Source organism: Streptomyces sp. NPDC044002, from assembly GCF_056434525.1.
This window is the reverse complement of record NZ_JBWKEZ010000061.1, coordinates 1-21,307: the sequence shown is the minus strand read 5'-3', so window position 1 is coordinate 21,307 and position 21,307 is coordinate 1. Positions and strand designations below refer to the sequence as shown.

Annotated in this window: 22 protein-coding genes; 5 read left to right on the top strand and 17 right to left on the bottom strand. The window is 72.7% G+C overall.

The annotated features are described in order from the left end of the window. Nucleotides 1–32: 32 nt before the first annotated feature. Entirely contained in the window at nucleotides 33–809 is a 777-nt protein-coding gene (locus AC07A6_RS32810) for a TetR/AcrR family transcriptional regulator (RefSeq protein ID WP_478779549.1), read from the bottom strand. Nucleotides 810–902: 93 nt separating this feature from the next. Here AC07A6_RS32810 and AC07A6_RS32805 point away from each other — a divergent pair, with 93 nt between their 5' ends. Together AC07A6_RS32805 and AC07A6_RS32800 are read left to right on the top strand one after the other, a co-directional pair. Next, on the top strand, nucleotides 903–1,823 hold the full coding sequence (locus AC07A6_RS32805) for an ATP-binding cassette domain-containing protein (RefSeq protein ID WP_478779548.1): 921 nt from the start codon (nucleotides 903–905) through the stop codon (nucleotides 1,821–1,823). Beyond that, nucleotides 1,820–2,569 (top strand): ABC transporter permease, encoded by a 750-nt coding sequence (locus tag AC07A6_RS32800; RefSeq protein WP_478779547.1) that lies wholly within the window; start codon nucleotides 1,820–1,822, stop codon nucleotides 2,567–2,569. The genes AC07A6_RS32805 and AC07A6_RS32800 overlap by 4 nt, the downstream gene beginning before the upstream one ends. Here AC07A6_RS32800 and AC07A6_RS32795 read toward each other — a convergent pair. From AC07A6_RS32795 to AC07A6_RS32760, 8 genes are all read right to left on the bottom strand, one after another. Continuing rightward, the gene (locus tag AC07A6_RS32795; protein WP_478779546.1) at nucleotides 2,566–2,838 is read right to left on the bottom strand and encodes a DUF1876 domain-containing protein; all 273 of its coding nucleotides are present in this window, start codon (nucleotides 2,836–2,838) and stop codon (nucleotides 2,566–2,568) included. The genes AC07A6_RS32800 and AC07A6_RS32795 overlap by 4 nt on opposite strands. Nucleotides 2,839–2,905: 67 nt before the next feature. After that, entirely contained in the window at nucleotides 2,906–3,907 is a 1,002-nt protein-coding gene (gene hemB / locus AC07A6_RS32790) for a porphobilinogen synthase (RefSeq protein ID WP_362467884.1), read from the bottom strand. Between the two features lie 77 nt (nucleotides 3,908–3,984). Then, a complete protein-coding gene (locus AC07A6_RS32785; RefSeq protein WP_362467882.1) occupies nucleotides 3,985–4,347 on the bottom strand; it encodes a hypothetical protein in 363 nt (120 codons plus the stop codon). 139 nt (nucleotides 4,348–4,486) lie between these two features. Beyond that, complete coding sequence (locus tag AC07A6_RS32780; RefSeq protein WP_385763551.1) at nucleotides 4,487–6,172, bottom strand: bifunctional uroporphyrinogen-III C-methyltransferase/uroporphyrinogen-III synthase; 1,686 nt, start codon at nucleotides 6,170–6,172, stop codon at nucleotides 4,487–4,489. Further along, nucleotides 6,169–7,137 (bottom strand): hydroxymethylbilane synthase, encoded by a 969-nt coding sequence (gene hemC, locus AC07A6_RS32775; RefSeq protein WP_478779545.1) that lies wholly within the window; start codon nucleotides 7,135–7,137, stop codon nucleotides 6,169–6,171. The genes AC07A6_RS32780 and hemC overlap by 4 nt, the downstream gene beginning before the upstream one ends. Then, nucleotides 7,134–9,059, bottom strand: a complete 1,926-nt coding sequence (locus AC07A6_RS32770; RefSeq protein ID WP_478779544.1) for a glutamyl-tRNA reductase — start codon at nucleotides 9,057–9,059, stop codon at nucleotides 7,134–7,136. The genes hemC and AC07A6_RS32770 overlap by 4 nt, the downstream gene beginning before the upstream one ends. Next, nucleotides 9,056–9,892 carry a redox-sensing transcriptional repressor Rex gene (locus AC07A6_RS32765; protein WP_478779543.1) on the bottom strand — a complete coding sequence of 279 codons (837 nt, stop codon included), beginning with the start codon at nucleotides 9,890–9,892 and terminating at the stop codon, nucleotides 9,056–9,058. The genes AC07A6_RS32770 and AC07A6_RS32765 overlap by 4 nt, the downstream gene beginning before the upstream one ends. A gap of 273 nt (nucleotides 9,893–10,165) precedes the next feature. Beyond that, nucleotides 10,166–10,444 carry a glutaredoxin family protein gene (locus tag AC07A6_RS32760; RefSeq protein ID WP_362467872.1) on the bottom strand — a complete coding sequence of 93 codons (279 nt, stop codon included), beginning with the start codon at nucleotides 10,442–10,444 and terminating at the stop codon, nucleotides 10,166–10,168. A gap of 99 nt (nucleotides 10,445–10,543) precedes the next feature. On the opposite strand from AC07A6_RS32760, the gene AC07A6_RS32755 reads away from it, so the two are divergent. From AC07A6_RS32755 to AC07A6_RS32745, 3 genes are all read left to right on the top strand, one after another. Next, nucleotides 10,544–11,572: an HAD family hydrolase gene (locus AC07A6_RS32755; RefSeq protein WP_478779542.1), complete on the top strand. Its 1,029-nt coding sequence runs from the start codon at nucleotides 10,544–10,546 to the stop codon at nucleotides 11,570–11,572. A gap of 340 nt (nucleotides 11,573–11,912) precedes the next feature. Next, on the top strand, nucleotides 11,913–12,716 hold the full coding sequence (locus AC07A6_RS32750) for an ECF subfamily RNA polymerase sigma factor, BldN family (RefSeq protein WP_362467868.1): 804 nt from the start codon (nucleotides 11,913–11,915) through the stop codon (nucleotides 12,714–12,716). A 239-nt stretch (nucleotides 12,717–12,955) separates the two neighbouring features. Then, nucleotides 12,956–14,167, top strand: a complete 1,212-nt coding sequence (locus tag AC07A6_RS32745) for a DUF5667 domain-containing protein (protein WP_362467866.1) — start codon at nucleotides 12,956–12,958, stop codon at nucleotides 14,165–14,167. Between the two features lie 237 nt (nucleotides 14,168–14,404). Here the strand turns inward: AC07A6_RS32745 and AC07A6_RS32740 are convergent, their stop codons facing one another. The 8 genes from AC07A6_RS32740 to AC07A6_RS32705 all read right to left on the bottom strand — a co-directional run bounded on the left by AC07A6_RS32740 (nucleotide 14,405) and on the right by AC07A6_RS32705 (nucleotide 21,121). Then, on the bottom strand, nucleotides 14,405–15,403 hold the full coding sequence (locus AC07A6_RS32740) for a lysophospholipid acyltransferase family protein (protein ID WP_478779541.1): 999 nt from the start codon (nucleotides 15,401–15,403) through the stop codon (nucleotides 14,405–14,407). After that, nucleotides 15,403–16,482 (bottom strand): NAD-dependent epimerase/dehydratase family protein, encoded by a 1,080-nt coding sequence (locus AC07A6_RS32735; protein WP_478779540.1) that lies wholly within the window; start codon nucleotides 16,480–16,482, stop codon nucleotides 15,403–15,405. Before AC07A6_RS32735 ends, AC07A6_RS32740 begins: the two co-directional genes overlap by 1 nt. A gap of 96 nt (nucleotides 16,483–16,578) precedes the next feature. Further along, nucleotides 16,579–16,677, bottom strand: a complete 99-nt coding sequence (locus AC07A6_RS32730) for a 30S ribosomal protein bS22 (protein WP_003948845.1) — start codon at nucleotides 16,675–16,677, stop codon at nucleotides 16,579–16,581. Between the two features lie 144 nt (nucleotides 16,678–16,821). Then, entirely contained in the window at nucleotides 16,822–17,031 is a 210-nt protein-coding gene (locus tag AC07A6_RS32725; RefSeq protein WP_042803574.1) for a helix-turn-helix domain-containing protein, read from the bottom strand. 115 nt (nucleotides 17,032–17,146) lie between these two features. Further along, nucleotides 17,147–17,977 carry a phosphatase gene (locus AC07A6_RS32720; RefSeq protein ID WP_362474534.1) on the bottom strand — a complete coding sequence of 277 codons (831 nt, stop codon included), beginning with the start codon at nucleotides 17,975–17,977 and terminating at the stop codon, nucleotides 17,147–17,149. Nucleotides 17,978–18,068: 91 nt separating this feature from the next. After that, on the bottom strand, nucleotides 18,069–19,217 hold the full coding sequence (locus AC07A6_RS32715) for an acetoin utilization protein AcuC (protein ID WP_362474543.1): 1,149 nt from the start codon (nucleotides 19,215–19,217) through the stop codon (nucleotides 18,069–18,071). Continuing rightward, entirely contained in the window at nucleotides 19,189–20,412 is a 1,224-nt protein-coding gene (locus AC07A6_RS32710; RefSeq protein ID WP_478779539.1) for an MFS transporter, read from the bottom strand. The genes AC07A6_RS32715 and AC07A6_RS32710 overlap by 29 nt, the downstream gene beginning before the upstream one ends. 55 nt (nucleotides 20,413–20,467) lie before the next feature. Continuing rightward, nucleotides 20,468–21,121 carry an HAD family hydrolase gene (locus AC07A6_RS32705; RefSeq protein ID WP_362474528.1) on the bottom strand — a complete coding sequence of 218 codons (654 nt, stop codon included), beginning with the start codon at nucleotides 21,119–21,121 and terminating at the stop codon, nucleotides 20,468–20,470. Nucleotides 21,122–21,307: the final 186 nt, after the last annotated feature.

The following is a 21,307-nucleotide window of genomic DNA, read 5'->3' as shown; positions in this document are numbered from 1 at the left end:
GCCGCTGCTTTCCAGCGTGCACCCGTACGCGGCTACGCGCTCGGCGGGGCCATCCGCTCCGCGATCAGGCGGGCCAGGCCGTCGAGGATGCGGTCCAGGCCGAAGCGGAACTGGAAGTCGGGCTCGCCGGAGCCGGCGAAGGCGCCCGAGTCCAGGAGGCGGGTCAGGGCGGGGTGGCTGTCCGGGGCCGTCAGCAGGTGGAGGGTCTTCACGTAGCGGCCGATGACCTGGTCGGGGGCGACGCCGCTCTTGATGATCGCGTCCATCATGTCGGCGGCCATCGTCGCCTCGTTCCGGACCAGGCCCCCGATCAGGATGATCGCGGAGAGCTTCTCGCCCTCCTCCAGGGCCGTGCCGGCCATGGAGGCGAGGCCGCGTTCCATCCAGGCCAGCTGGTTCGGTGAGGCCGGCGGGGCCGTGAGCGGGATCCGGAGGATCCACGGCTTCGTCATCAGCAGGGTGCGCTGGGCGTAGGCCCAGTCGGTCAGGAGCTCGCGCCAGCTCCACTGCGCCGCCTCGGGCGGGAGCGGCGCCGGGGTCCCGACTCCCGCCTCGGACATCAGGATGTACAGCTCTTCCTTCGCCGTGACGTAGCGGTAGAGGGACATCGTCGAAACGCCCAGCTCCTTGGCCACGCGGCCCATGGAGACGGCGTCCATTCCCTCGCTCGCGGCCAGGGCGACGGCCGCGTCGACGATCTTGGGGAGGGTGAGGGTCGGGCGGGGGCCCTTGCCGGGGCGTTCGCGCAGGCCCCAGGCCATCTGCAGGCTCGCCGGGAGCCCGGTTTCATCCGGTTCGTCCTTCGCCACGGCCACCCCTCCCCTCTCGTCTCGTTGACCCACATCCTAGTTCTGTGTATTACTTACGCAGAAGCGCGTAACCCATACGCAGAAGGGATAGCCGTGAACGACCACGCCCTGTACGCCCACGCCCTGACCAAGTCCTACGGCGGCACCCGGGTCCTCGACGGCCTCGACCTGGCCGTCCCGAAGGGCTCCGTCCTCGCCCTCCTCGGGCCCAACGGAGCGGGCAAGACCACCACCGTCCGGATCCTCTCCACCCTCACCGCACCCGACTCCGGGACCGCGCGCGTCGCCGGGCACGACATCGCCGGCGCACGGGCCCGCGTACGCGAACGCATCGCGCTGACCGGGCAGTTCGCCGCCCTGGACGACCTCCAGACCGGCACCGAGACCCTGCGCATGACCGGGCGGCTGGCCGGGCTCTCCGCCCGCGACGCACGCACCCGCGCCGACGAACTGCTGGAGCGCTTCGGCCTGACCGAGGCCGCCGGCCGGCTCGCCAAGACCTACTCCGGCGGCATGCGGCGGCGCCTCGACCTCGCCGCGAGCCTCGTCGGCCGGCCCGAGGTGCTCTTCCTCGACGAGCCGACCACCGGGCTCGACCCGCGCAGCCGCCTCGAACTCTGGGACGCGGTACGGGAGATGCGCGCCGACGGCACCACCGTCCTGCTCACCACCCAGTACCTGGAGGAAGCCGACCGGCTCGCCGACACGGTCGCCGTCCTCGACGCCGGGCGCATCACCGCCGAGGGCACCCCGGCCGAGCTGAAGGCCCGCGTCGCCGGGCACCGCCTCGACCTCACCCTGACCAGCCGCCGCGCCTACGAGGCCCTCGCCGCCCGCGCCGTGCACCACGCCCCCGACGAGCTGACCCTCGGCCTGGCCACCGACGGCTCCGCCGCCCAGGTACGGGCCCTGCTCGACGAACTCGACCCCGACCACACCGCCGTCGCCCGCTTCACCGTACGCAGCGCCACCCTCGACGACGTCTTCCTCACCCTGACGGGAGCAGCCCGATGAGCAACGCCACCGCCCTCACCATGGCCGGGCGCAGCCTGCGCATCAGCCGGCGCAGCCCGGACGCGCTGATCGCCGCCCTGATGCTGCCGGTCATGCTGATGCTGATCTTCGTCTACTTCTTCGGCGGGGCCATCGACACCGGCACCGAGTACGTGACCTACGTGGTCCCGGGGGCCATGCTGCTGTGCGCGGGCTTCGGCGCGGCGAGCACCGCCGTGAGCGTGGCCGACGACATGAGCAAGGGCATCGTCGACCGCCTGCGCTCCCTCGACGTCGGCGGGGTGCCGATCCTGGCCGGGCACGTCGCGGCCTCGGTCGTACGGAACCTGCTCTCCACCACCCTGGTCCTGCTGGTCGCCCTCGCCATCGGCTTCCGGCCCTCGGGCGGGCCGCTCGCCCTGCTGGCCGCCGCCGGGCTGCTCGTCGCGTACATCACCGCGATCTCCTGGCTCGCGGCGGCGCTCGGGCTGCTCGCCAAGACTCCGGAGGCGGCGGGCGGGTTCACCTTCCTGATGATGTTCCTGCCCTACCCCTCCAGCGCCTTCGTCCCCATCGACACCATGCCGTCCTGGCTGCACGGCTTCGCCGGGCACCAGCCGCTGACCCCGGTCATCGAATCCCTGCGGGCCCTGCTCCTGGACCAGCCCGCCGGCGACACCCCGTGGACGGCGCTGGCCTGGTGCGCGGGCATCACCGCCCTGGCGCTAACCCTGGCGGTCACCCTGTTCCGGGCCCGGACCCGCTAGCCCGTGAGCGGGAAGGAGTGCTTGCCGGAGACCTCGTCGATCTCCGTGTGCGCCTTCTGGAGCAGCTGCGACGCGAGGTCCATGAGGGCCCGCGAGCCCGCGATCTCCTCGCCGACCCGCAGCTGCTCCGGGTCGGAGGGATGGCGCATGGCGTAGCCGCGCGCCCTCATCTCGCAGCCGTCACCGAGCCTCAGCAGGGCCGCCGCGTTCGTGCGGTGCCCGTCCTCGGTGAACTCCAGCTCCACGTGCCATCCGGCGAGCGTGGCCATGACGGATCACCTCCGCGGTCGGACTACCCCTCCAGGGTGCGCCCGCCCCGGCCGTCCCGCACCCGTGTCAGCGCTCGGCGCGCAGCCAGCCCGCGACCTCGGTCGCCCAGTACGTCAGGATCGTGTCCGCGCCCGCCCGCTTGATGCCGAGCAGCGTCTCCATGATCGCCCGGTCGCGCTCGATCCAGCCCTTCTCCGCGGCCGCCTCGACCATCGCGTACTCGCCGCTGATCTGGTACGCCGCCACCGGCACGTCCACGGCCTCGGCGACCCGGTGCAGGATGTCCAGGTAGGGGCCGGCCGGCTTCACCATGACCATGTCGGCGCCCTCCTCCAGGTCCAGCGCCAGCTCCCGCAGCGACTCGCGGGCGTTCGCCGGGTCCTGCTGGTACGTCTTGCGGTCGCCCTGGAGGGAGGAGGCGACGGCCTCGCGGAAGGGCCCGTAGAAGGCGGAGGAGTACTTCGCCGTGTAGGCCAGGACCGCCACGTCCTCGTGGCCCGTCTCGTCCAGCGCGTCGCGGATCACGCCGACCTGGCCGTCCATCATCCCGCTCGGACCCACGACGTGGACGCCCGCGTCGGCCTGGACCTGCGCCATCTCCGCGTACCGCTCCAGCGTCGCGTCGTTGTCGACGCGGCCGTGCTCGTCCAGGACCCCGCAGTGGCCGTGGTCGGTGTACTCGTCCAGGCACAGGTCCGACATGATGACGAGGTCGTCGCCGACCTCCGCCTTCACGTCGCGGATCGCGACCTGGAGGATGCCGTCCGGCTCCGTGCCCGCCGTGCCCAGCGCGTCCTTGTTCTCGTCCGCCGGAACACCGAAGAGCATGATCCCCGCGACGCCCGCCTCGACCGCCTCCACGGCGGCCTTCTTCAGCGTGTCCCGGGTGTGCTGCACCACGCCCGGCATCGCCGAGATCGCCAGCGGCTCGCTGATGCCCTCCCGGACGAACGCCGGCAGGATCAGGTCCGAGGGGTGCAGCCGGTACTCCGCGACCATCCGCCGCATCGCCGGGGTGGTGCGCAGCCGGCGGGGCCGCGAGCCGGGGAAGGATCCGTACGCGCTCATCTTCTAGTCGCCTCTTCGAGCATCGACAGCAGTCGGCAACCAGCCTAGAGCCCGCCCCCGCCCGCCCGACGCAGGCCCTACGCGGGCCAGTCGACGAGCCCGTAGAAGACGGCCGCGTTGAACAGGACGATGCCCGGCGCGACCAGCGCGAGCACCACCCGCCGGGCCGCGTTGCGGCGCCGCCACGGCAGCAGCCAGGACGCGAGCAGGGTGATCAGCACCACCACCAGCCCGCCCAGGAACACCGGCCAGGCGACGTCGAAGCTGGCTTCGAAGACGTCGGAGGCCCCTTCGTTGCAGGAGTCGCAGGCCATCGGCGAGATCCCCGCGAAGAACAGCGACAGCAACCCCATGGGCACGGTCAGCAGCGTGGACAGCAGCGGCGCCACGAAGGCCCGCCGGTCGGTGGCGTCAGGGGCGGCAGCGGTGTTCTCGGTCATGCCCCCACCCAACCGCCGCCCGGGCTCCCCCGGTATCCGCGCGGCTACTCAACCGCCTACTCAGCCCCGCCCGAGTACCCCGGGAACGCCGAAGGGGCCCGGGGCGTACACCGCTCCCGGGCCCCTCCGACCACTAACCTCACGTCGCGCGCCGCCGGCGCGCGCCCGGACGGCGCTCGCTCGGGCGGGCCACCGTCTCACCGGCCGCCTTGGCCGCCTCCCGGCGCGCCTCCCCGTACGCGGCCAGCGCCTCCGCCAGCTTGCCCACGCTCGGCTCCGGCGACAGCACGTCCACGCGCAGGCCGTGCTCCTCAGCCGTCTTGGCCGTCGCCGGCCCGATACAGGCGATGACGGTCACGTTGTGCGGCTTGCCGGCGATGCCGACCAGGTTGCGGACGGTCGAGGACGACGTGAAGAGAACGGCGTCGAAGCCGCCGCCCTTGATCGCCTCACGGGTGTCCGCCGGCGGCGGCGACGCCCGCACGGTCCGGTAGGCCGTGACGTCGTCGACCTCCCAGCCCAGCTCTATCAGCCCGGCCACCAGCGTCTCCGTGGCGATGTCGGCCCGCGGCAGGAACACGCGGTCGATCGGGTCGAAGACCGGGTCGTACGGCGGCCAGTCCTCCAGCAGACCCGCCGCCGACTGCTCACCGCTCGGCACCAGGTCCGGCTTCACGCCGAACTCCACCAGCGCGGCCGCGGTCTGCTCGCCCACCGCGGCGACCTTGATGCCCGCGAAGGCACGCGCGTCGAGCCCGTACTCCTCGAACTTCTCCCGCACCGCCTTGACGGCGTTCACCGACGTGAAGGCGATCCACTCGTAGCGTCCGGTCACGAGCCCCTTCACGGCCCGCTCCATCTGCTGCGGGGTGCGCGGCGGCTCCACCGCGATGGTCGGCACCTCGTGCGGCACCGCACCGTACGAACGCAGCTGGTCGGAGAGCGAAGCGGCCTGCTCCTTCGTACGCGGTACGAGGACCCGCCAGCCGAACAGCGGCTTCGACTCGAACCAGGCCAGCTCCTCGCGCCGCGCCGCGGCACCCTGCTCACCGACCACGGCTATCACCGGGCGCGAGCCCTCGGGCGAGGGGAGCACCTTGCCCTGCTTGAACACCTGGGCGATCGTGCCCAGCGTCGCGCTCCAGGTCCGCTGCCGGGTCGTCGTACCGCCCACGGTCACCGTCAGCGGGGTCTCCGGCTTGCGGCCGGCCGCCACCAGCTCGGCGGCCGCGCTCGCGACCGTCTCCAGCGTCGCCGAGACCACCACGCCGCAGTCGCTCGTGCCGACCTCGCTCCAGCAGCGCGCCGAGGCGTGCCGGGCGTCCACGAAGCGCACGTCCGCGCCCTGCTCCCCGCGCAGCGGGACACCCGCGTACGCGGGCACGCCGACGGCGGTCGCCACACCGGGCACCACCTCGAAGGGGATCCCCTGGTGGGCGCAGGCGAGCATCTCCTCGGCCGCGTTCCCCTCCAGTCCGGGGTCACCCGTCACCGCACGGACGACCCGCCTGCCGGAGCGCGCGGCCTCCATGACAAGATTGGCAACGTCCGCGGCGGTCGACGGAGTACGGATCGCCGGGACACCGGCGGCGGCTGACATCTCGTCAGCGACCGTCAGCTGCGGCGTGTCGACGCCCGCCCGTGCGTGGGTCCGTACGACCTCTAGCACCTCGGGCTCAGCGATCAGTACGTCCGCGGCGGCGAGCGCCTCCACGGCGCGCAGCGTCAGCAGACCCGGGTCGCCCGGACCGGCACCGAGGAAGGTGACCAGCCCGGGGGCGGCTACGCCCGCGAAGGGGGAGGTGGTGGGGCTTGAGGGGTTCAAAGGGATCGCTCCCCCATCAGACCGGCCGCGCCCTTGGCCAGCATCTCGTCCGCGAGTTCGCGGCCGAGCGCCATGGCCTCGTCGTACGACTGGGGCACGGGACCGGTGGTGGACAGCTGCACCAGCGTCGAACCGTCGAGGGTCCCGACGACACCACGCAGGCGCATTTCATTGACAATCTGCCCGTCGGCCAGCAGGTCGGCGAGCGCGCCCACGGGTGCGCTGCACCCGGCCTCCAGGGCGGCGAGGAGCGCACGCTCCGCGGTCACGGCGGCCCGCGTGTGCGGGTCGTCGAGCCGGCCGAGCGCGGAGATGAGGTCCGCGTCGGAGGCGAGGCACTCCACGGCCAGGGCACCCTGGCCGGGCGCGGGCAGGACGTTGTCGACCGACAGCAGGTCGGTCGCCTCGTCGGCGCGCCCGATCCGGTTCAGGCCGGCCGCGGCCAGCACGACCGCGTCGAGCTCGCCGGAGCGCACGAAACCGATCCGGGTGTCGACGTTGCCGCGGATCGCGACGGTCTCGATGCTCTTGCCCAGGCTGCGGGCGTACGCGTTCAGCTGCGCCATGCGGCGCGGCGAACCGGTACCCACGCGGGCCCCGTCGGGCAGCTGCTCGAAGGTCAGGCCGTCGCGGGCCACCAGCGCGTCGCGCGGGTCCTCGCGCTTGGGCATGGCCGCGATGACCAGCTCGTCGGGCTGCGTCGTCGGCAGGTCCTTCAGCGAGTGGACGGCGAAGTCGACCTCGCCGCGCACCAGCGCGTCGCGCAGCGCCGTGACGAACACGCCGGTGCCGCCGATCTGCGCGAGGTTCTCGCGGGACACGTCACCGTAGGTCGTGATCTCCACGAGCTCGACGGGCCGGCCGGTGATCGCCCGTACCGCCTCGGCGACGTGCCCGGACTGGGACATGGCCAGCTTGCTGCGCCGCGTGCCAAGCCTGAGGGGCTGGTCGGGACGTGTGTTCATGATGCCCGTCCTGGGTCGTCGTTCATCGGATCGGCCGCGTCCGCCCGGCTGACGGAAGCCACCGTCTGAGGGTCGAGGTCGAAGAGTTCGCGCAGCGCCTCCGCGTACCCGGCGCCGCCGGGCTCGCTCGCGAGCTGCTTGACGCGCACGGTCGGCGCGTGGAGGAGCTTGTCGACGACGCGGCGCACGGTCTGGGTGACCTCCGCGCGCTGCCGCTCGTCGAGATCGGGTACCCGCCCGTCGAGCCGTGCCACCTCCATGGCGACGACCTCGGCGGCCATCGCCCGCAGGGCGACGACGGTGGGCGTGATGTGCGCGGCCCGCTGCGCGGCGCCGAACGCGGCCACTTCCGCGGCCACGATCCCGCGCACGGCGTCGACGTCGGCGGCCATCGGCGCGTCCGCGGACGCCTCCGCCAGGCTCTCGATGTCGACGAGCCGCACGCCGGGGATCCGGTGCACGGCGGCGTCGATGTCCCGGGGCATGGCCAGGTCCAGCAGCGCCAGCCGTACGGGAACGGCCCCGTCGGCCAGCGCCCGCGCCGCCCGCCGCGGCTGCCGCTGCGCGGCGGCCTCACCCTGGTCGGCCCAGGCCCCGTGCAGTTCGAGCGACCCGGCGTCGACCCCGGCGAGCGCGGAGCGGCCGTCCCCGGCCGGCGCCGGCCGTTCGTCACCGGCGAGCGCGGCCGGGCCGTCACCGACGGCCCCGTCCAGCCCGACGGGACACCCGTCCGCCGCGACAGGAGCGGGCGCGGTGATCGTCCGCACGGCCCCGGCATCGGCGATCCGCCGCCCGGCCTCCGCCACGGCGACGAGCCGCGCGACGACCTCAGCGTCAACGACGCCGACGGCCACGGCCGGCCCGGCGGCCTGGGGCGCAGCCCCGGCCACATCCAGCCCCGCCGCCTGCGGCGCGGGGGTCCGGGGCGCAGCCCCGTTCTCCAGCCCCGCCTGGGGGCCCCTCCCAGCGGTAGCTGGGGGAGTTTGAGGCGCGGGGGTCTGGGGGCGGAGCCCCCAGGAGGGGGCCGGGGGCTCGCCCCCGGTTTCGGGAAGGGGCGGGGTGGGGGAGAGCCCCGCAGGGACCCCGGCATCGGCGAGGGCCGCCGAAACGTCGTCCCCGGTCAGCACCAGCCCGGTGGCCCCGGTACAGGACACCACCACGTCCACCCGCGCGAGCTCCCGCGCAACGGCGGACATCGGAACCGCCCACGCAGCGACACCAGTGCCCGAGGCAACCAAAATCTCCGCAAGACGCTCCGCCCGCTCCGCGGTCCGGTTCGCCACGACCACCTCGGCGACACCCACCCGCGCGAGCGTCGCCGCCGCCAGCGAGGACATCGACCCGGCGCCGATCACCAGCGCACGCTTCCCGGCGGCCCACTCCCCCACCGGCTGGTGCACCGCGAGCTGCTCCAGCCCGAAGGTCACCAGCGACTGCCCGGCCCGGTCGATCCCGGTCTCCGAGTGCGCCCGCTTGCCGACCCGCAGCGCCTGCTGGAAGAGGTCGTTGATCAGCCGGCCCGCCGTGTGGAGCTCCTGCCCCAGCGCCAGCGCGTCCTTGATCTGGCCGAGGATCTGGCCCTCGCCGACGACCATGGAGTCCAGCCCGCACGCCACCGAGAACAGGTGGTGCACCGCCCGGTCCTCGTAGTGCACGTACAGGTAGGGGGTGAGCTCCTCCAGCGCGACCCCGCTGTGCTGGGCCAGCAGCGTGGACAGTTCGGCGACGCCGGCGTGGAACTTCTCCACGTCGGCGTAAAGCTCGATGCGGTTGCAGGTGGCCAGCACGGTCGCCTCGGCCGCCGGCTCGGCGGCCAGGGTGTCGTGCAGCAGCTTGACCTTGGCGTCGGCGGACAGCGAGGCCCGCTCCAGCACGCTCACCGGCGCGCTGCGGTGGCTCAGGCCTACGACGAGCAGACTCATGCCGGCATCACCGCCGGAACATCGCCCTCGGGACCGCCCTTGCGCGCGGCGGCGGCCGCGGCGGCCCGCCCGGCCGGCGGCTCGACGGCGGCGACGGGCGCGGCGCCCGCGGCGGCGCCAGCGCCGGCGCCGGGCTCGGTCTCGGTGTCCGCACCGGCGCCGCCGGAGCCCTCGCCGGCCTTGCGCTGCTCGTGGAACGCCAGGATCTGGAGCTCGATGGACAGGTCGACCTTGCGCACGTCCACGCCCTCGGGGACGGACAGCACGGTCGGCGCGAAGTTCAGGATGGAGGTCACACCGGCGGCGATCAGCCGCTCGCTGACCTGCTGGGCCGCGCCCGCGGGCGTGGCGATGACGCCGATGGAGACGCCGTTCTCCTCGATGATCTTCTCCAGATCATCGGTGTGCTGCACGGGCATGCCGGCCACCGGCTTGCCGGCCATGGCCGGGTCGGCGTCGATCAGCGCGGCCACGCGGAAGCCGCGCGACGCGAAACCGCCGTAGTTGGCCAGGGCGGCGCCGAGGTTGCCGATGCCGACGATGACGACCGGCCAGTCCTGGGTCAGGCCGAGCTCGCGGGAGATCTGGTAGACGAGGTACTCGACGTCGTAGCCGACGCCGCGCGTCCCGTAGGAACCGAGGTAGGAGAAGTCCTTGCGCAGCTTCGCGGAGTTGACTCCGGCGGCGGCCGCGAGCTCCTCGGAGGACACCGTGGGCACCGATCGCTCGGAGAGCGCGGTGAGTGCGCGCAAGTACAGCGGAAGCCGGGCGACAGTGGCCTCGGGAATACCTCGGCTGCGGGTCGCCGGTCGGTGAGTTCGGCCAGTTGCCACGATGCTCCTGCGGGATGAGCGGGGCTGCAGGCGGCCTCTTGTCCCAGGACCGCCCCGTCGAATGCAGGCTATGTCTTTGTGAACGCGTGCACAAAGATTGTGTCCGCTTTGTCCGAGCAAAGTGACCGGGGTCACGCGGGCTGGGCAGATGGGGCCCGGGCCGGGAACGGGCCGAACCCGTTCAAATCCCGAGGGGGGCAAAACGGTACACACTCCTCATCGATACGCCCCCGAGTCCCCATAAATCGCCCATGATGGTAACGGGCGAAAGGGTCAGTTTCCCAACGCCCGACGCAGCCGGTCAGGGTTCACCCTCCAGAAGGTGTGCTGTTCACCGTCGACCAGCACCACCGGGATCTGCTCCCAGTGCAGCCGGTAGAGCTCCTCGTCCTGCGAGATGTCCTTCTTCTCCCACTGTGCGCCCGTCTCGGCGCACACCTTCTCGATCACTTCCTGGGCGTCGTCGCAGAGATGGCACCCGGGCTTCCCGATGAGCGTCACCATCCGCTCTGCGGGACGCTTCTTTTCCTTACGGCGCAGCAAAGGGCTCATGCCGCCATTGTCCCGCGCCTGTCCGGCATGCCCGAAGAGTTAACCGCTCCGTTTCCCGGCGGTTCGGGAACTCCCGAACACAATGGCTATGCTCGCGTCATGGCCGCTCTGGGATGGCTCACCCCCCGTAGGCGCTCCGCGACGGCGCGGAGCGTGCTGGCAGGCGAGGCCTCGGCCGAGGCCGCCCGCAAGACCGCGCAGGCCGGTGCACCACACGCCCCCGAGGCGGCCGGCGCACCGGAGACCGCGCCTGCACCCGCGCCCGGGGAGGTCCCCGACACCGAGGCCACAGTCGCGGCCGCGGAGCCCGAGGACGCCGGGACCGAGCCCGCCGAGCCGGAGTTCCCGGTCCACGGCGACGACCTCGCCGCCGCCTTCTTCGACCTCGACAACACCGTCATGCAGGGCGCCGCGATCTTCCACTTCGGCCGCGGCCTCTACAAGCGCGAGTTCTTCCGCCGCCGCGAACTGGCCCGCTTCGCCTGGCAGCAGGCCTGGTTCCGGCTCGCCGGCGTCGAGGACCCCGAGCACATGCAGGACGCCCGCGACAGCGCCCTGTCCATCGTCAAGGGCCACAAGGTCTCCGAGCTCATGGCCATCGGCGAGGAGATCTACGACGAGTACATGGCGGAGCGGATCTGGCCGGGCACCCGCGCCCTGGCCCAGGCCCACCTCGACGCCGGCCAGAAGGTGTGGCTGGTCACCGCGGCCCCCGTCGAGACGGCCACGATCATCGCCCGCCGGCTCGGCCTGACCGGCGCCCTGGGCACCGTCGCCGAGTCCGTGGACGGGGTCTACACCGGCCGCCTGGTCGGCGAGCCGCTGCACGGCCCCGCGAAGGCGGAGGCGGTGCGCGCGCTGGCCGCCGCCGAGGACCTCGACCTCGACCGCTGCGCCGCGTACAGCGATTCGCACAACGACATCCCGATGCTGTCCCTGGTCGGACATCCGTACGCGATCAATCCCGACACAAAACTGCGCAAGCATGCCCGGGCCAACGACTGGCGGCTGCGCGACTATCGGACCGGCCGCAAGGCCGTGAAGGTCGGCGTCCCGGCCGCCGCCGGAGTCGGCGCGATCGCGGGCGGCGCGGCCGCCGCCATCGCCCTGCACCGGCGCCGCAAGTAGCAACGCCGGGCCCCCGCCCGCCCACGGGCCGCCCGGCGGCCATTCGCTCCCCTCTACCCGCGCCGTCGGCGCGGCACTCCGGCCTGCCCGACTCGGTCGCGAGCCACCGTGGAAGCGTCCATTCCGCGCATCCAAGCGATCAGGAATCGATCACCAACCAGGCCTGAATATGCCCTGGACACGCAACAGAAGTGTCGGAACCGGTGATTTAGGCAACTGGGTGTAGCGCTGCCTGTACGAAGCGTTATTCTCCTCAAACGCATGCCACCGCCCATCCGTCCCCACGACGGGTGAACGGTCCCGCACTGCACGTGATGGAAGCTCTGCCTCTGGGAGTCCCGTGTACCCACCTGTCGGGGTTGACGCCTCGGGCCTGGCTACGCTGCGCGCGACGGTCCTCGACCACCTGCGCGGCTTCGTCCCCACCGCGTACGCCGTCCCCGCCTTCGCCGCCGCGGTCCCTGCCGGCCTCGGCCCGGCCGGCCCCTGCTACGCCCTGACGGACGGCGGGGCGACCGTGGGCAGACGCGGTCGCGCGGGCTCCGCCGCCGGCGGCACCAGCACGGCCGCCGCCCGCCGCCCCACGGCGGACAGCGACCAGGCCCGCATGATGGACCTGGTCGAACGCGCCCAGGCCGGCGAGGCGGAGGCCTTCGGCCGCCTCTACGACCAGTACAGCGACACGGTGTACCGCTACATCTACTACCGCGTCGGCGGCAAGGCGACCGCGGAGGATCTCACCAGCGAGACCTTCCTGCGCGCGCTGCGCCGCATCTCCACCTTCACCTGGCAGGGCCGCGACTTCGGCGCCTGGCTGGTGACCATCGCGCGGAACCTGGTGGCCGACCACTTCAAGTCCAGCCGCTTCCGGCTGGAGGTCACCACCGGCGAGATGCTCGACGCCAACGAGGTGGAGCGCAGCCCCGAGGACTCCGTCCTGGAGTCCCTCTCCAACGCGGCCCTGCTCGAAGCCGTGCGGAAACTGAACCCCCAGCAGCAGGAGTGCGTCACCTTGCGCTTCCTCCAGGGCCTCTCGGTCGCCGAGACCGCCCGGGTGATGGGCAAGAACGAAGGGGCCATCAAGACGCTCCAGTACCGGGCGGTCCGCACCCTGGCCCGCCTGCTGCCGGACGACGCCCGCTGACCGGCCCGCTCCCGCATACGACTACACAACCCCACGACCGGTGACCCCTCGATGACGCTGTGGTCCGATCATCCTTCGTCCGTAACCCAAGTGCCGCGCCGCTCGTTGTGCGGAATGCAGGCTCCCTGTGGACACGCCCTGCCCGAAGCCGCTCACCCGAAAGTGTGGATGTGCTCAAGGAAGGCAACCTTCCGGACACCTTGGGGAGTCGATCGTCATGACGAGAGGAGGTGCCGCCAGTGATCGCGAACGTGACTCCGCACCGGCGGGCGAACGCCTTCGCCCAGGCCCTGGAGGATCGGACCCCGTCCGCTCTTTCGGAACCGGACCCGGCGGCCGAGCAGTCCGAGGCACCTGCCGAATCCGCCGACCACGACCGGTTGTTGGCCCTGGCGAGCGTGCTCGGCGAAATGCCGCGCCCGGTGCTGGACCCCGAGGTCAAAGTGGTGCAACGAGCACAGCTCGTAGCAGCCATGGAGGCCATGGTGATGGAGGAGAGGGCCGGGGGCGGTGCCGCCGAGGACCCTCTGGTGCCCGAGCAGCGGACCGGCCGCGGCGCCCACCGGGCGACCTCGCTCCGGAAATTGCGGCCCCGCTCCCGCTGGTCCAAGGGCATCGCAGCGGGGGGCCTCACCGTGGGTGTGGCCGCAGGGGCCTTCAGCGGAGTGGCCGCTGCCAGCACCGACGCCCTGCCCGGTGATCCCCTCTACCCGGTCAAGCTGGGCATGGAGGACCTCAAGCTGGGCATGGCCGACGACGGCGCGGACCGGGGCGAGGTCTATCTCGACCGGGCCTCGAACCGCCTGTCGGAAGCACGCCGGCTGATGGAACGCGGCCGTTCCGGCCCCCTGGACCACGAGGTCCTCGGCGAGATCCGGCGGGCCCTGGCAGGCATGCAGCACGACGCGGCCGAGGGCCACCGGCTGCTCCAGGCGGCCTACAAGCGGGACGGCTCGCTGGGCCCGATCCAGACGCTGTCCTCGTTCTCCAACTCCCACCGCGACGCGTGGGGGCGGCTCCGGTCCAACCTGCCGCCGCAGCTGATGGACGTGGGCGACCAGGTGACCTCGGTCTTCCAGGCCATAGACGATGAGGTGGCGCCGCTCCAGGGCCTGCTGCCCAAGCCCCCGGAGCAGCAGCGGAGCGGCCCCGGCGGCAGCCCCGCCAGGCCGAGCACCCCGGCGACGGGCAAGCAGCAGCCCGCACCGGCACCGGACTCCCCCGCCGCGGCGCAGACCCCGGCCGCCCCCAGCCCCTCCGGCAGCCACCCCCCGGCTCCCGGCAGCGGCCTCCTCGGCGGCACGGGCAACCTGCTCAACCCGCCGGCGCAGGGCCAGTCCACCCCGCCCCCCTCGGCCCCGTCCGCGCAACCCCAGCCGGACATCACCCTCCCCCCGCTCCTCCCGGGCCTCCTCCCGGGCCTGGGCATCCAGGCAGAGGACGCCGAGTAACAACGCACAGCGCCCGGCAGGCTGGCCGTCCAGCCCGCCGGGCGCTCCGGCGCGGGGTCCGGGGCGGAGCCCCGAACATCCAGCCCCGCCGGCGTTTGAGGCGCGGGGTCCGGGGCGGCCCCCCGGACATCCAGCCCCGTCGGCGTTTGAGGCGCGGGGTCCGGGGCGGAGCCCCGGGGAACGGGCGAAGGGCGGGTAGGGGACCAGCGCCGCAGGCACCCCACACCCGCCCCGCCCTCAGAAGAAGACGGACCTCCGCTGCACCAGCATCTTGTACAGCGCGTGCTGAATCTGCTCCCGCACCTGATCCGTCAGGTTGAACATCAGCATCGGGTCCTCCGCCGCCTCCGGCGCGTACCCGTCCGTCGGGATCGGCTCCCCGAACTGGATCGTCCACTTCGTCGGCAACGGCACCGCCCCCAACGGCCCCAGCCAGGGGAACGTCGGCGTCACCGGGAAGTACGGCACCCCCAGCAGCCGCGCCAGCGTCTTCGCGTTGCCGATCATCGGGTAGATCTCCTCCGCCCCCACGATCGAGCAGGGCACGATCGGCGTGCCCGCCCGCAGTGCCGTCGAGACGAAGCCGCCGCGCCCGAACCGCTGGAGCTTGTACCGGTCGCCGAACGGCTTCCCTATGCCCTTGAAGCCCTCCGGCATCACCCCGACCAGCTCCCCGGCCTCCAGCAGCCGCTGCGCGTCCTCCGCGCACGCCAGCGTGTGCCCGGCCTTCCGCGCGAGCTCGTTCACCACCGGCAGCATGAACACCAGGTCCGCCGCCAGCAGCCGCAGGTGCCGCTGCGCCGGGTGGTGGTCGTGGACGGCCACCTGGAGCATCAGGCCGTCCAGCGGGAGCGTCCCCGAGTGGTTCGCCACGATCAGCGCGCCGCCCTCCTTCGGGATGTTCTCGACGCCCCGGACCTCCACCCGGAAGTACTTCTCGAACAGCGGCCGCATCAAGGACATCAGGACCTGGTCCGTCAGCTCCTTGTCGTAGCCGAACTCGTCGACCTCGTACTCGCCCGTGATCCGCCGCCGCAGGAACGCCAGCCCGCCCGCGATCCGCCGGTCCCAGCCGCCCCCGCCGCCGGCCCGCACCGGAGCCTCCACGGCCGGCTCCACCGGCTCCACCGGCTCCACCGGCTCCGGCCGGTCCGGGACCGCCCGCACCTTCCGGCCCGCACCGGCCCGCCGGCGCGGCCGGTCCTCGTCGAACGGGATGACCTTGGCGTCGGCCACTATCGCTCCACTCCCTCGGCAACCTGGGCAACCTCGTCGACCTCGTCGACGTCCAACAGCTCCGCGACCCGCCCCACGGCCCGCGCCACCCGCTCCGGCGGCAGCAGCCCGCTCCCCCGGCTCCGCGCGAAGTCCGCGAAGGTCTCGGCGGTCGTGTACATCGGCCGGAACCCCAGCGTCTGACGCATCTGCGTGGTCTCCACGACCCGCCCGTGCGTCAGCAGCCGGATCTGCTCCGGCGAGAAGTCCGTCGCCCCCACCGCCCGCAGCGCCTGCCCCACCCACGTCACCGCCGGCAGCAGGAACGGCACCGTCGGCCGGCCCAGCCGCCGCGCGCACTGCGACAGCAGCAGCACCCCGTCACCCGCGATGTTGAACGTCCCGCTGTTCAGCGTCCCCCGCTCCGGCTCCCCCGCCGCCAGCCTCAGCACCTCCACCACGTCGTCCTCGTGGACGAACTGCAGCCGCGGGTCGTACCCCAGCACCGTCGGCATCACCGGCATCGAGAAGTACTCCGCCAGCGCGGAGTCCGCGAACGGCCCCAGGATGTTCGCGAAGCGCAGCACGCACACCGCCACGTCCGGCCGCCGCCGCGCGAAGCCCCGTACGTACCCCTCGACCTCGGCGGCGTCCTTCGCGAAGCCACCCGCCGGCAGCGTCTTCGGCTGCGTGGTCTCCGTGAAGACCGCCGGGTCCCGCGCCGTGCCCCCGTACACGCTGGTGCTCGACTTCACCACGAGCCGCCGCACCGTCGGGGACTTCTGGCAGGCCCCCAGGAGCTGCATCGTCCCGATGACGTTCGTCTCCTTGACGGTGCTGCGCCCGCCCGGCGCCCCCGCCGCGGCGCCCCCGGTGACCGCCAGGTGGACCACCGTGTCCACGGCGTGCTCCGCGAGCACCCGGGCGATGGCCGACTGTCTGATGTCCGTACGCACGAACTCGGCCGAGCCGAGCCGGTCCGGCGGGTTCACCGCGTCGACCGCGATGACCCGCTCCACCTCCGGGTCGCGCTGGATGCGGCGCACGAAGCGGCCCCCCAGCTGCCGGGCTGCCCCGGTGACGAGCACGACCTTCCCCACGAGCTCAGCGCCTCCCTCGAAGAAGTACCCCCGGCTGCACCGCAGCCCCTCCACCAGGATGGTGGAGGGGCTGCGGAGAACACGTACAGCTGCCGTTTACTTCTTGTTACGGCGCTGGACGCGGGTGCGCTTGAGCAGCTTGCGGTGCTTCTTCTTGGCCATCCGCTTGCGCCGCTTCTTGATAACAGAGCCCACGACTACCCTCGCTCACTTCTCTTCACTGGTGCGGGGCGTCTGGGCCCACACGACCTACGTCGGCCTAGCCTACCCGCCCAAACTCAGAGCTTGTAATCCGAGCCCTCCGCAGGGGTTACCAAGCCTCGGCAGGAGGCCCGGACCTCAGGCCGACTCCACCCCCACGAAGGACTCCTGGAGGTACTCGTGGACCGCGTTCTCGGGGACCCGGAAGGACCGGCCCACCCGGATCGCGGGCAGATGACGGTTGTGCACCAGCCGGTACACGGTCATCTTGGACACTCGCATCACCGAGGCGACCTCCGCCACGGTCAGGAACTGAACCTCACTGAGAGGCCTCTCGCCAGCAGCCATGACACCCACCTGACCTTCCGCGCATGACGGGCACCGGCTTCCCCTCCGGTTACTCCTCGTCGTCGCACGCTCACTCCCCAGAGTAGGGGCGGGTGATACGAGTGGGGAAGAGGAGCTACGGCCACTCCTGACGCCCCGACAGGCCGGCCCGGTGCAGCACGTGCCGGATGAGCGGACCGTAGTAGTCCGAGCGCACCCCGTCATCAAGCGGAACGGTCACCACCACCCGCCCCTCGGCCTCCCCGACGAACAGCGCCGGATCATCCGTATCGCCCAGCCCGATCGCCTCCACACCCAGCTGACCTGCACCGCAGACCCACCCGTGATCACCCACCACCAGTTCCGGCAACGGCCCGCCGGCCGCCGCCAGCGCGCCCAGCGCCACCCGAACCGGCAGCGGCGAATGGGAGTGTGCGCCGGTGGCACTCCCGGCGCCCCGCGCGCCGGACTCCCGCACCAGCGCGACCCCCCGTACGTAATCGATCCGGTGCGGCCGTACGCCGAACCGGGTCGCCATGTCGACATGCACCCCCTGCGCCGGAGTGAGGACAACACATCCCGCCGCCGACAGCGCCCGGGCCAAAGCGGCGTAGAAGGGCAGGAGCCGGTGCGGGTGCCCCGTCCCGAACAACACCGGCGACCGCGCCCCCGCCGCCGCCCCCAGCCGCACCGCGAACGCCTCCAGCGCCGCCACCGTCCGCTCCGGATCGATCACGTCCGGCCCCCTGACGTGCGCCGGGTCCGCCGACACCCCGCACTTGGCCGCCATCAGCCCCAGCAGCTCACCCACACCCCACCGGCGCTCCGGCTCCAACCCCAGCAACACCCGCGGGTCCCCCGCCGCGAACAGCCGGTAGCTGCGCAGGCTCTCCTCCCGCGTCGTGGCGACGGGCCCGGCCAACCGGGCGGCCAGCAGATGCGCACGCAACGCGCCGGTGCTCAACACCCTCCGATGCTGCCGCACCGGACCTGCCGGTTCATCAATTCCGCCGAATCGCCCCACAGTTGGCGTAACCGCGCCAACGGCTGACCCTGCGTCACACCAGCATCCCGCGCAGCGGGAACACCGCCCTCCGCGTCGCCAGAACGGCCTGATCCGTACGGTCCGCCGGGTCGTAGCCGGCCTCCCACTCCCGCCAACCCGGAGTCCGCCCGTCCGTCATCCGGGCAGGCCCGCCCTGCCGCGTCCGCGCGTACGCCTCGTCCCGCCACGACTGCGGCACCATCGCCGCCGGATCCACCGGCCGGTGCGCCGCGATCCCCACCAGGTGCGTCCACGACCGCGGTACGACGTCCACCACCGCGTACCCCCCGCCGCCCAGCGCCAGCCACCGCCCGCCCGCGTACTCGTGCGCCAGCGCGTGGCACGCCTCCTGCACCGCCCGCTGCGCGTCCAGCGACACCGCCAGGTGGGCGAGGGGGTCCTCGAAGTGCGTGTCCGCCCCGTGCTGCGTCACCAGCACCTGCGGCCGGAAGTCCGCCAGCAGCTCCGGCACCGTCGCGTGGAAGGCCCGCAGCCACCCCTCGTCCCCGGTCCCCGCCGGCAGCGCCACGTTCACCGCGCTCCCCTCGGCCCCCGGACCGCCCGTCTCCTCCGGCCAGCCCGTCTGCGGGAACAGCGTCCGCGGGTGCTCGTGCAGCGACACCGTCAGCACCCGGGGGTCGTCCCAGAACGCCGCCTGCACCCCGTCCCCGTGGTGCACGTCCACGTCCACGTACGCGACCCGCTCCGCGCCCAGCTCCAGCAGCCGCGCGATCGCCACCGCCGCGTCGTTGTACACGCAGAACCCGGCCGCCCCGCCCGGCATCGCGTGGTGCAGCCCGCCCGCGAAGTTCACCGCGTGCTCGGCCTCCCCCCGCCACAGGGCCTCCGCCGCCGCCACCGACTGCCCGGCGATCAGCGCCGACGCCTCGTGGATCCCGTGGAACGCAGGATCGTCGAGGGTCCCCAGCCCGTACGAACCGTCCGCCAGCCCGGGATCCGCCGACACCTCCCGCACCGCGGCCACGTAGTCCTCCCGGTGCACCAGCCTCAGCGTCGAGTCCCCGGCCGCCGGCGCCGCCCGCACCTCCATCTCCCGGTCCAGCCCGAAGGCACGCACCAGGCCCATGGTCAGCGCCAGGCGCACCGGGTCCATCGGATGGCTCGGTCCGAAGTCATACCCCGTTACCGCCTCGTCCCACATCAACAGCCCGGTCACCGGCTCGCCGCTCATGCCCGACACCGTATCGGGCCCCGTCGGCGCCGAAGGAACGGGCGTGGAACAACGTCACCAACACCAGCACCATCGGCACGACCATCGCGCCCCGGTAGTTCCACGCGTCCCCGATCCCGCCCACCAGCGGCGAACCGATCAGGAAACCCACGTAGTTGAAGATGTTCAGCCGCGCCACCGCCGTGTCCGACGCACCGGGGAACAACCGCCCGGCCGCCGCGAAGGTCTGCGGCACGATCACGCACAGCCCGATCCCCAGCAGCGTGAAGCCCAGCATCCCCACCCAGGCCCCCGGCGCGACCGCCACCACCCCGAACCCTGCCGCCGCCACCACCGTCCCGGCCCGCACCACGGCCACCGCGCCGAACCGGCGCACGCCCAGGTCCCCGACGGCCCGCCCGGCCAGCGTCGTCACCATGTACACGTTGTAGGGGACGGTCGCCAGCTGCTCCGAACTCCCCAGCACGTCCTGGAGGTACTTGGCACTCCAGTTCGCCACCGTCGAGTCCCCGATGTACGCGCACGCCATCACCAGGCACAACGGCAGCAGCAGCTTCCCCCCGCCCGCCGGCCACCCCTGCTCCGCCTTCCCGCCCCCGTCCGCCGCGCCCGTGTAGAACCGGCTCCCCGCGAACGCCAGCGGCAGCAGCACCGCCACGGCCGGCAGGTAGCCCGAGAACAGCGACAGGTGCCAGTGCGCCCCCGCCCAGGCCGCCGACGCCCCCAGGATCCCGCCGAGGCTGTACGAGGCGTGGAACCCCAGCATGATGGAGCGCCCGTACGCCCGCTGCAGGCTCACCCCGAGCATGTTCATCGAGGCGTCCAGCGCCCCCACCGCCAGCCCGAACACCCCCAGGGCCACCGCGACCTGCCCCATACCGCTGCCGGCCCCCACACCCAGCAGGGCCAGCAGCACGACGGGCTGCGCCCACCGCAGCACCACGCCGGGCGCGACGCGCTTCACCAGGTGCTCGGTCGCGACGCTGGAGACCCCGGCGAGGACCGGCACGGCCGCGAGGAAGACGGGCAGCAGCCCGTCGGATATCCCGTACCGGTCCTGAATGGCCGGGATCCGCGTCACCAGCAGGGCGAAGGCGACGCCCTGCACGAAGAAGCTGAACCCGAGCGCCCCACGCCCACGGCGAAGCCGTACGTCAACCGTCATGGCGGCACAGCGTAGGCCCCGCGGCTACCGGTGGGTAGAGAGATCACACACCCAATCAACCGCCCAGTCCGAGCAGGGCGGACAGCTCCTTCATCTCCCCGAAGCAGGCGGTGGCCCCGGCGAGCCGGTCGGCGGGCAGCATCGAGGTGAAGCCGAGGACGTCCATCCCGGCGGCCCGTGCGGCCTCCACCCCGAGCGGGCTGTCCTCGACCACCACGCACCGCGAGGGGTGGACGCCCATCATGTCGGCGGCGTGCAGGAACAGGTCCGGCGCCGGCTTGCCCTTCCCGACCTCCTCCGCGCTGAAGATCCACTCCTCCTCGAACCACTCGTCCAACCCGGACGCCCGGTGCCCGACCCGGATCCGCTCGTGGCTGGAGGACGAGGCCACGCAGTAGGGCATGCCCGTCGCGGACAGCTCCCCGAGGACGTCGGCGACTCCGGGGACGGGCCGCAGTTCGCGCTCGAAGGCGGCGAAGACGCGCTCGTTGAGGACCCGCTCGAAGTCCGCCGGCAGCCGCTGCCCGGTCCGCTCCTGGACGAGGTCGTGCACCCGGTGCACGGCGGACCCCATGTAGTCCCGCAGGGAGTCCTCGTACGTGGTGGGGTGCCCGAGTTCCGTCAGGTACTCGGAGAGGATCGTGTTGGCGAGCGGCTCGCTGTCCACGAGGACGCCGTCGTTGTCGAAGATGACCAGCTCATAGCCCATCGGCCCACCATACGAGCAGTCAGCTCAGGTTGACGGCAACCGCGTGCCGGTAAACGGCTGAACGCGCCCGAACGGTCCCCGCGGGCCCGTACGGCCCGTAAACGCAGAAAAGCCCCGCACCAGAAGGTGCGGGGCTTTCCCACAATGATTGTTCGGCGGCGTCCTACTCTCCCACAGGGTCCCCCC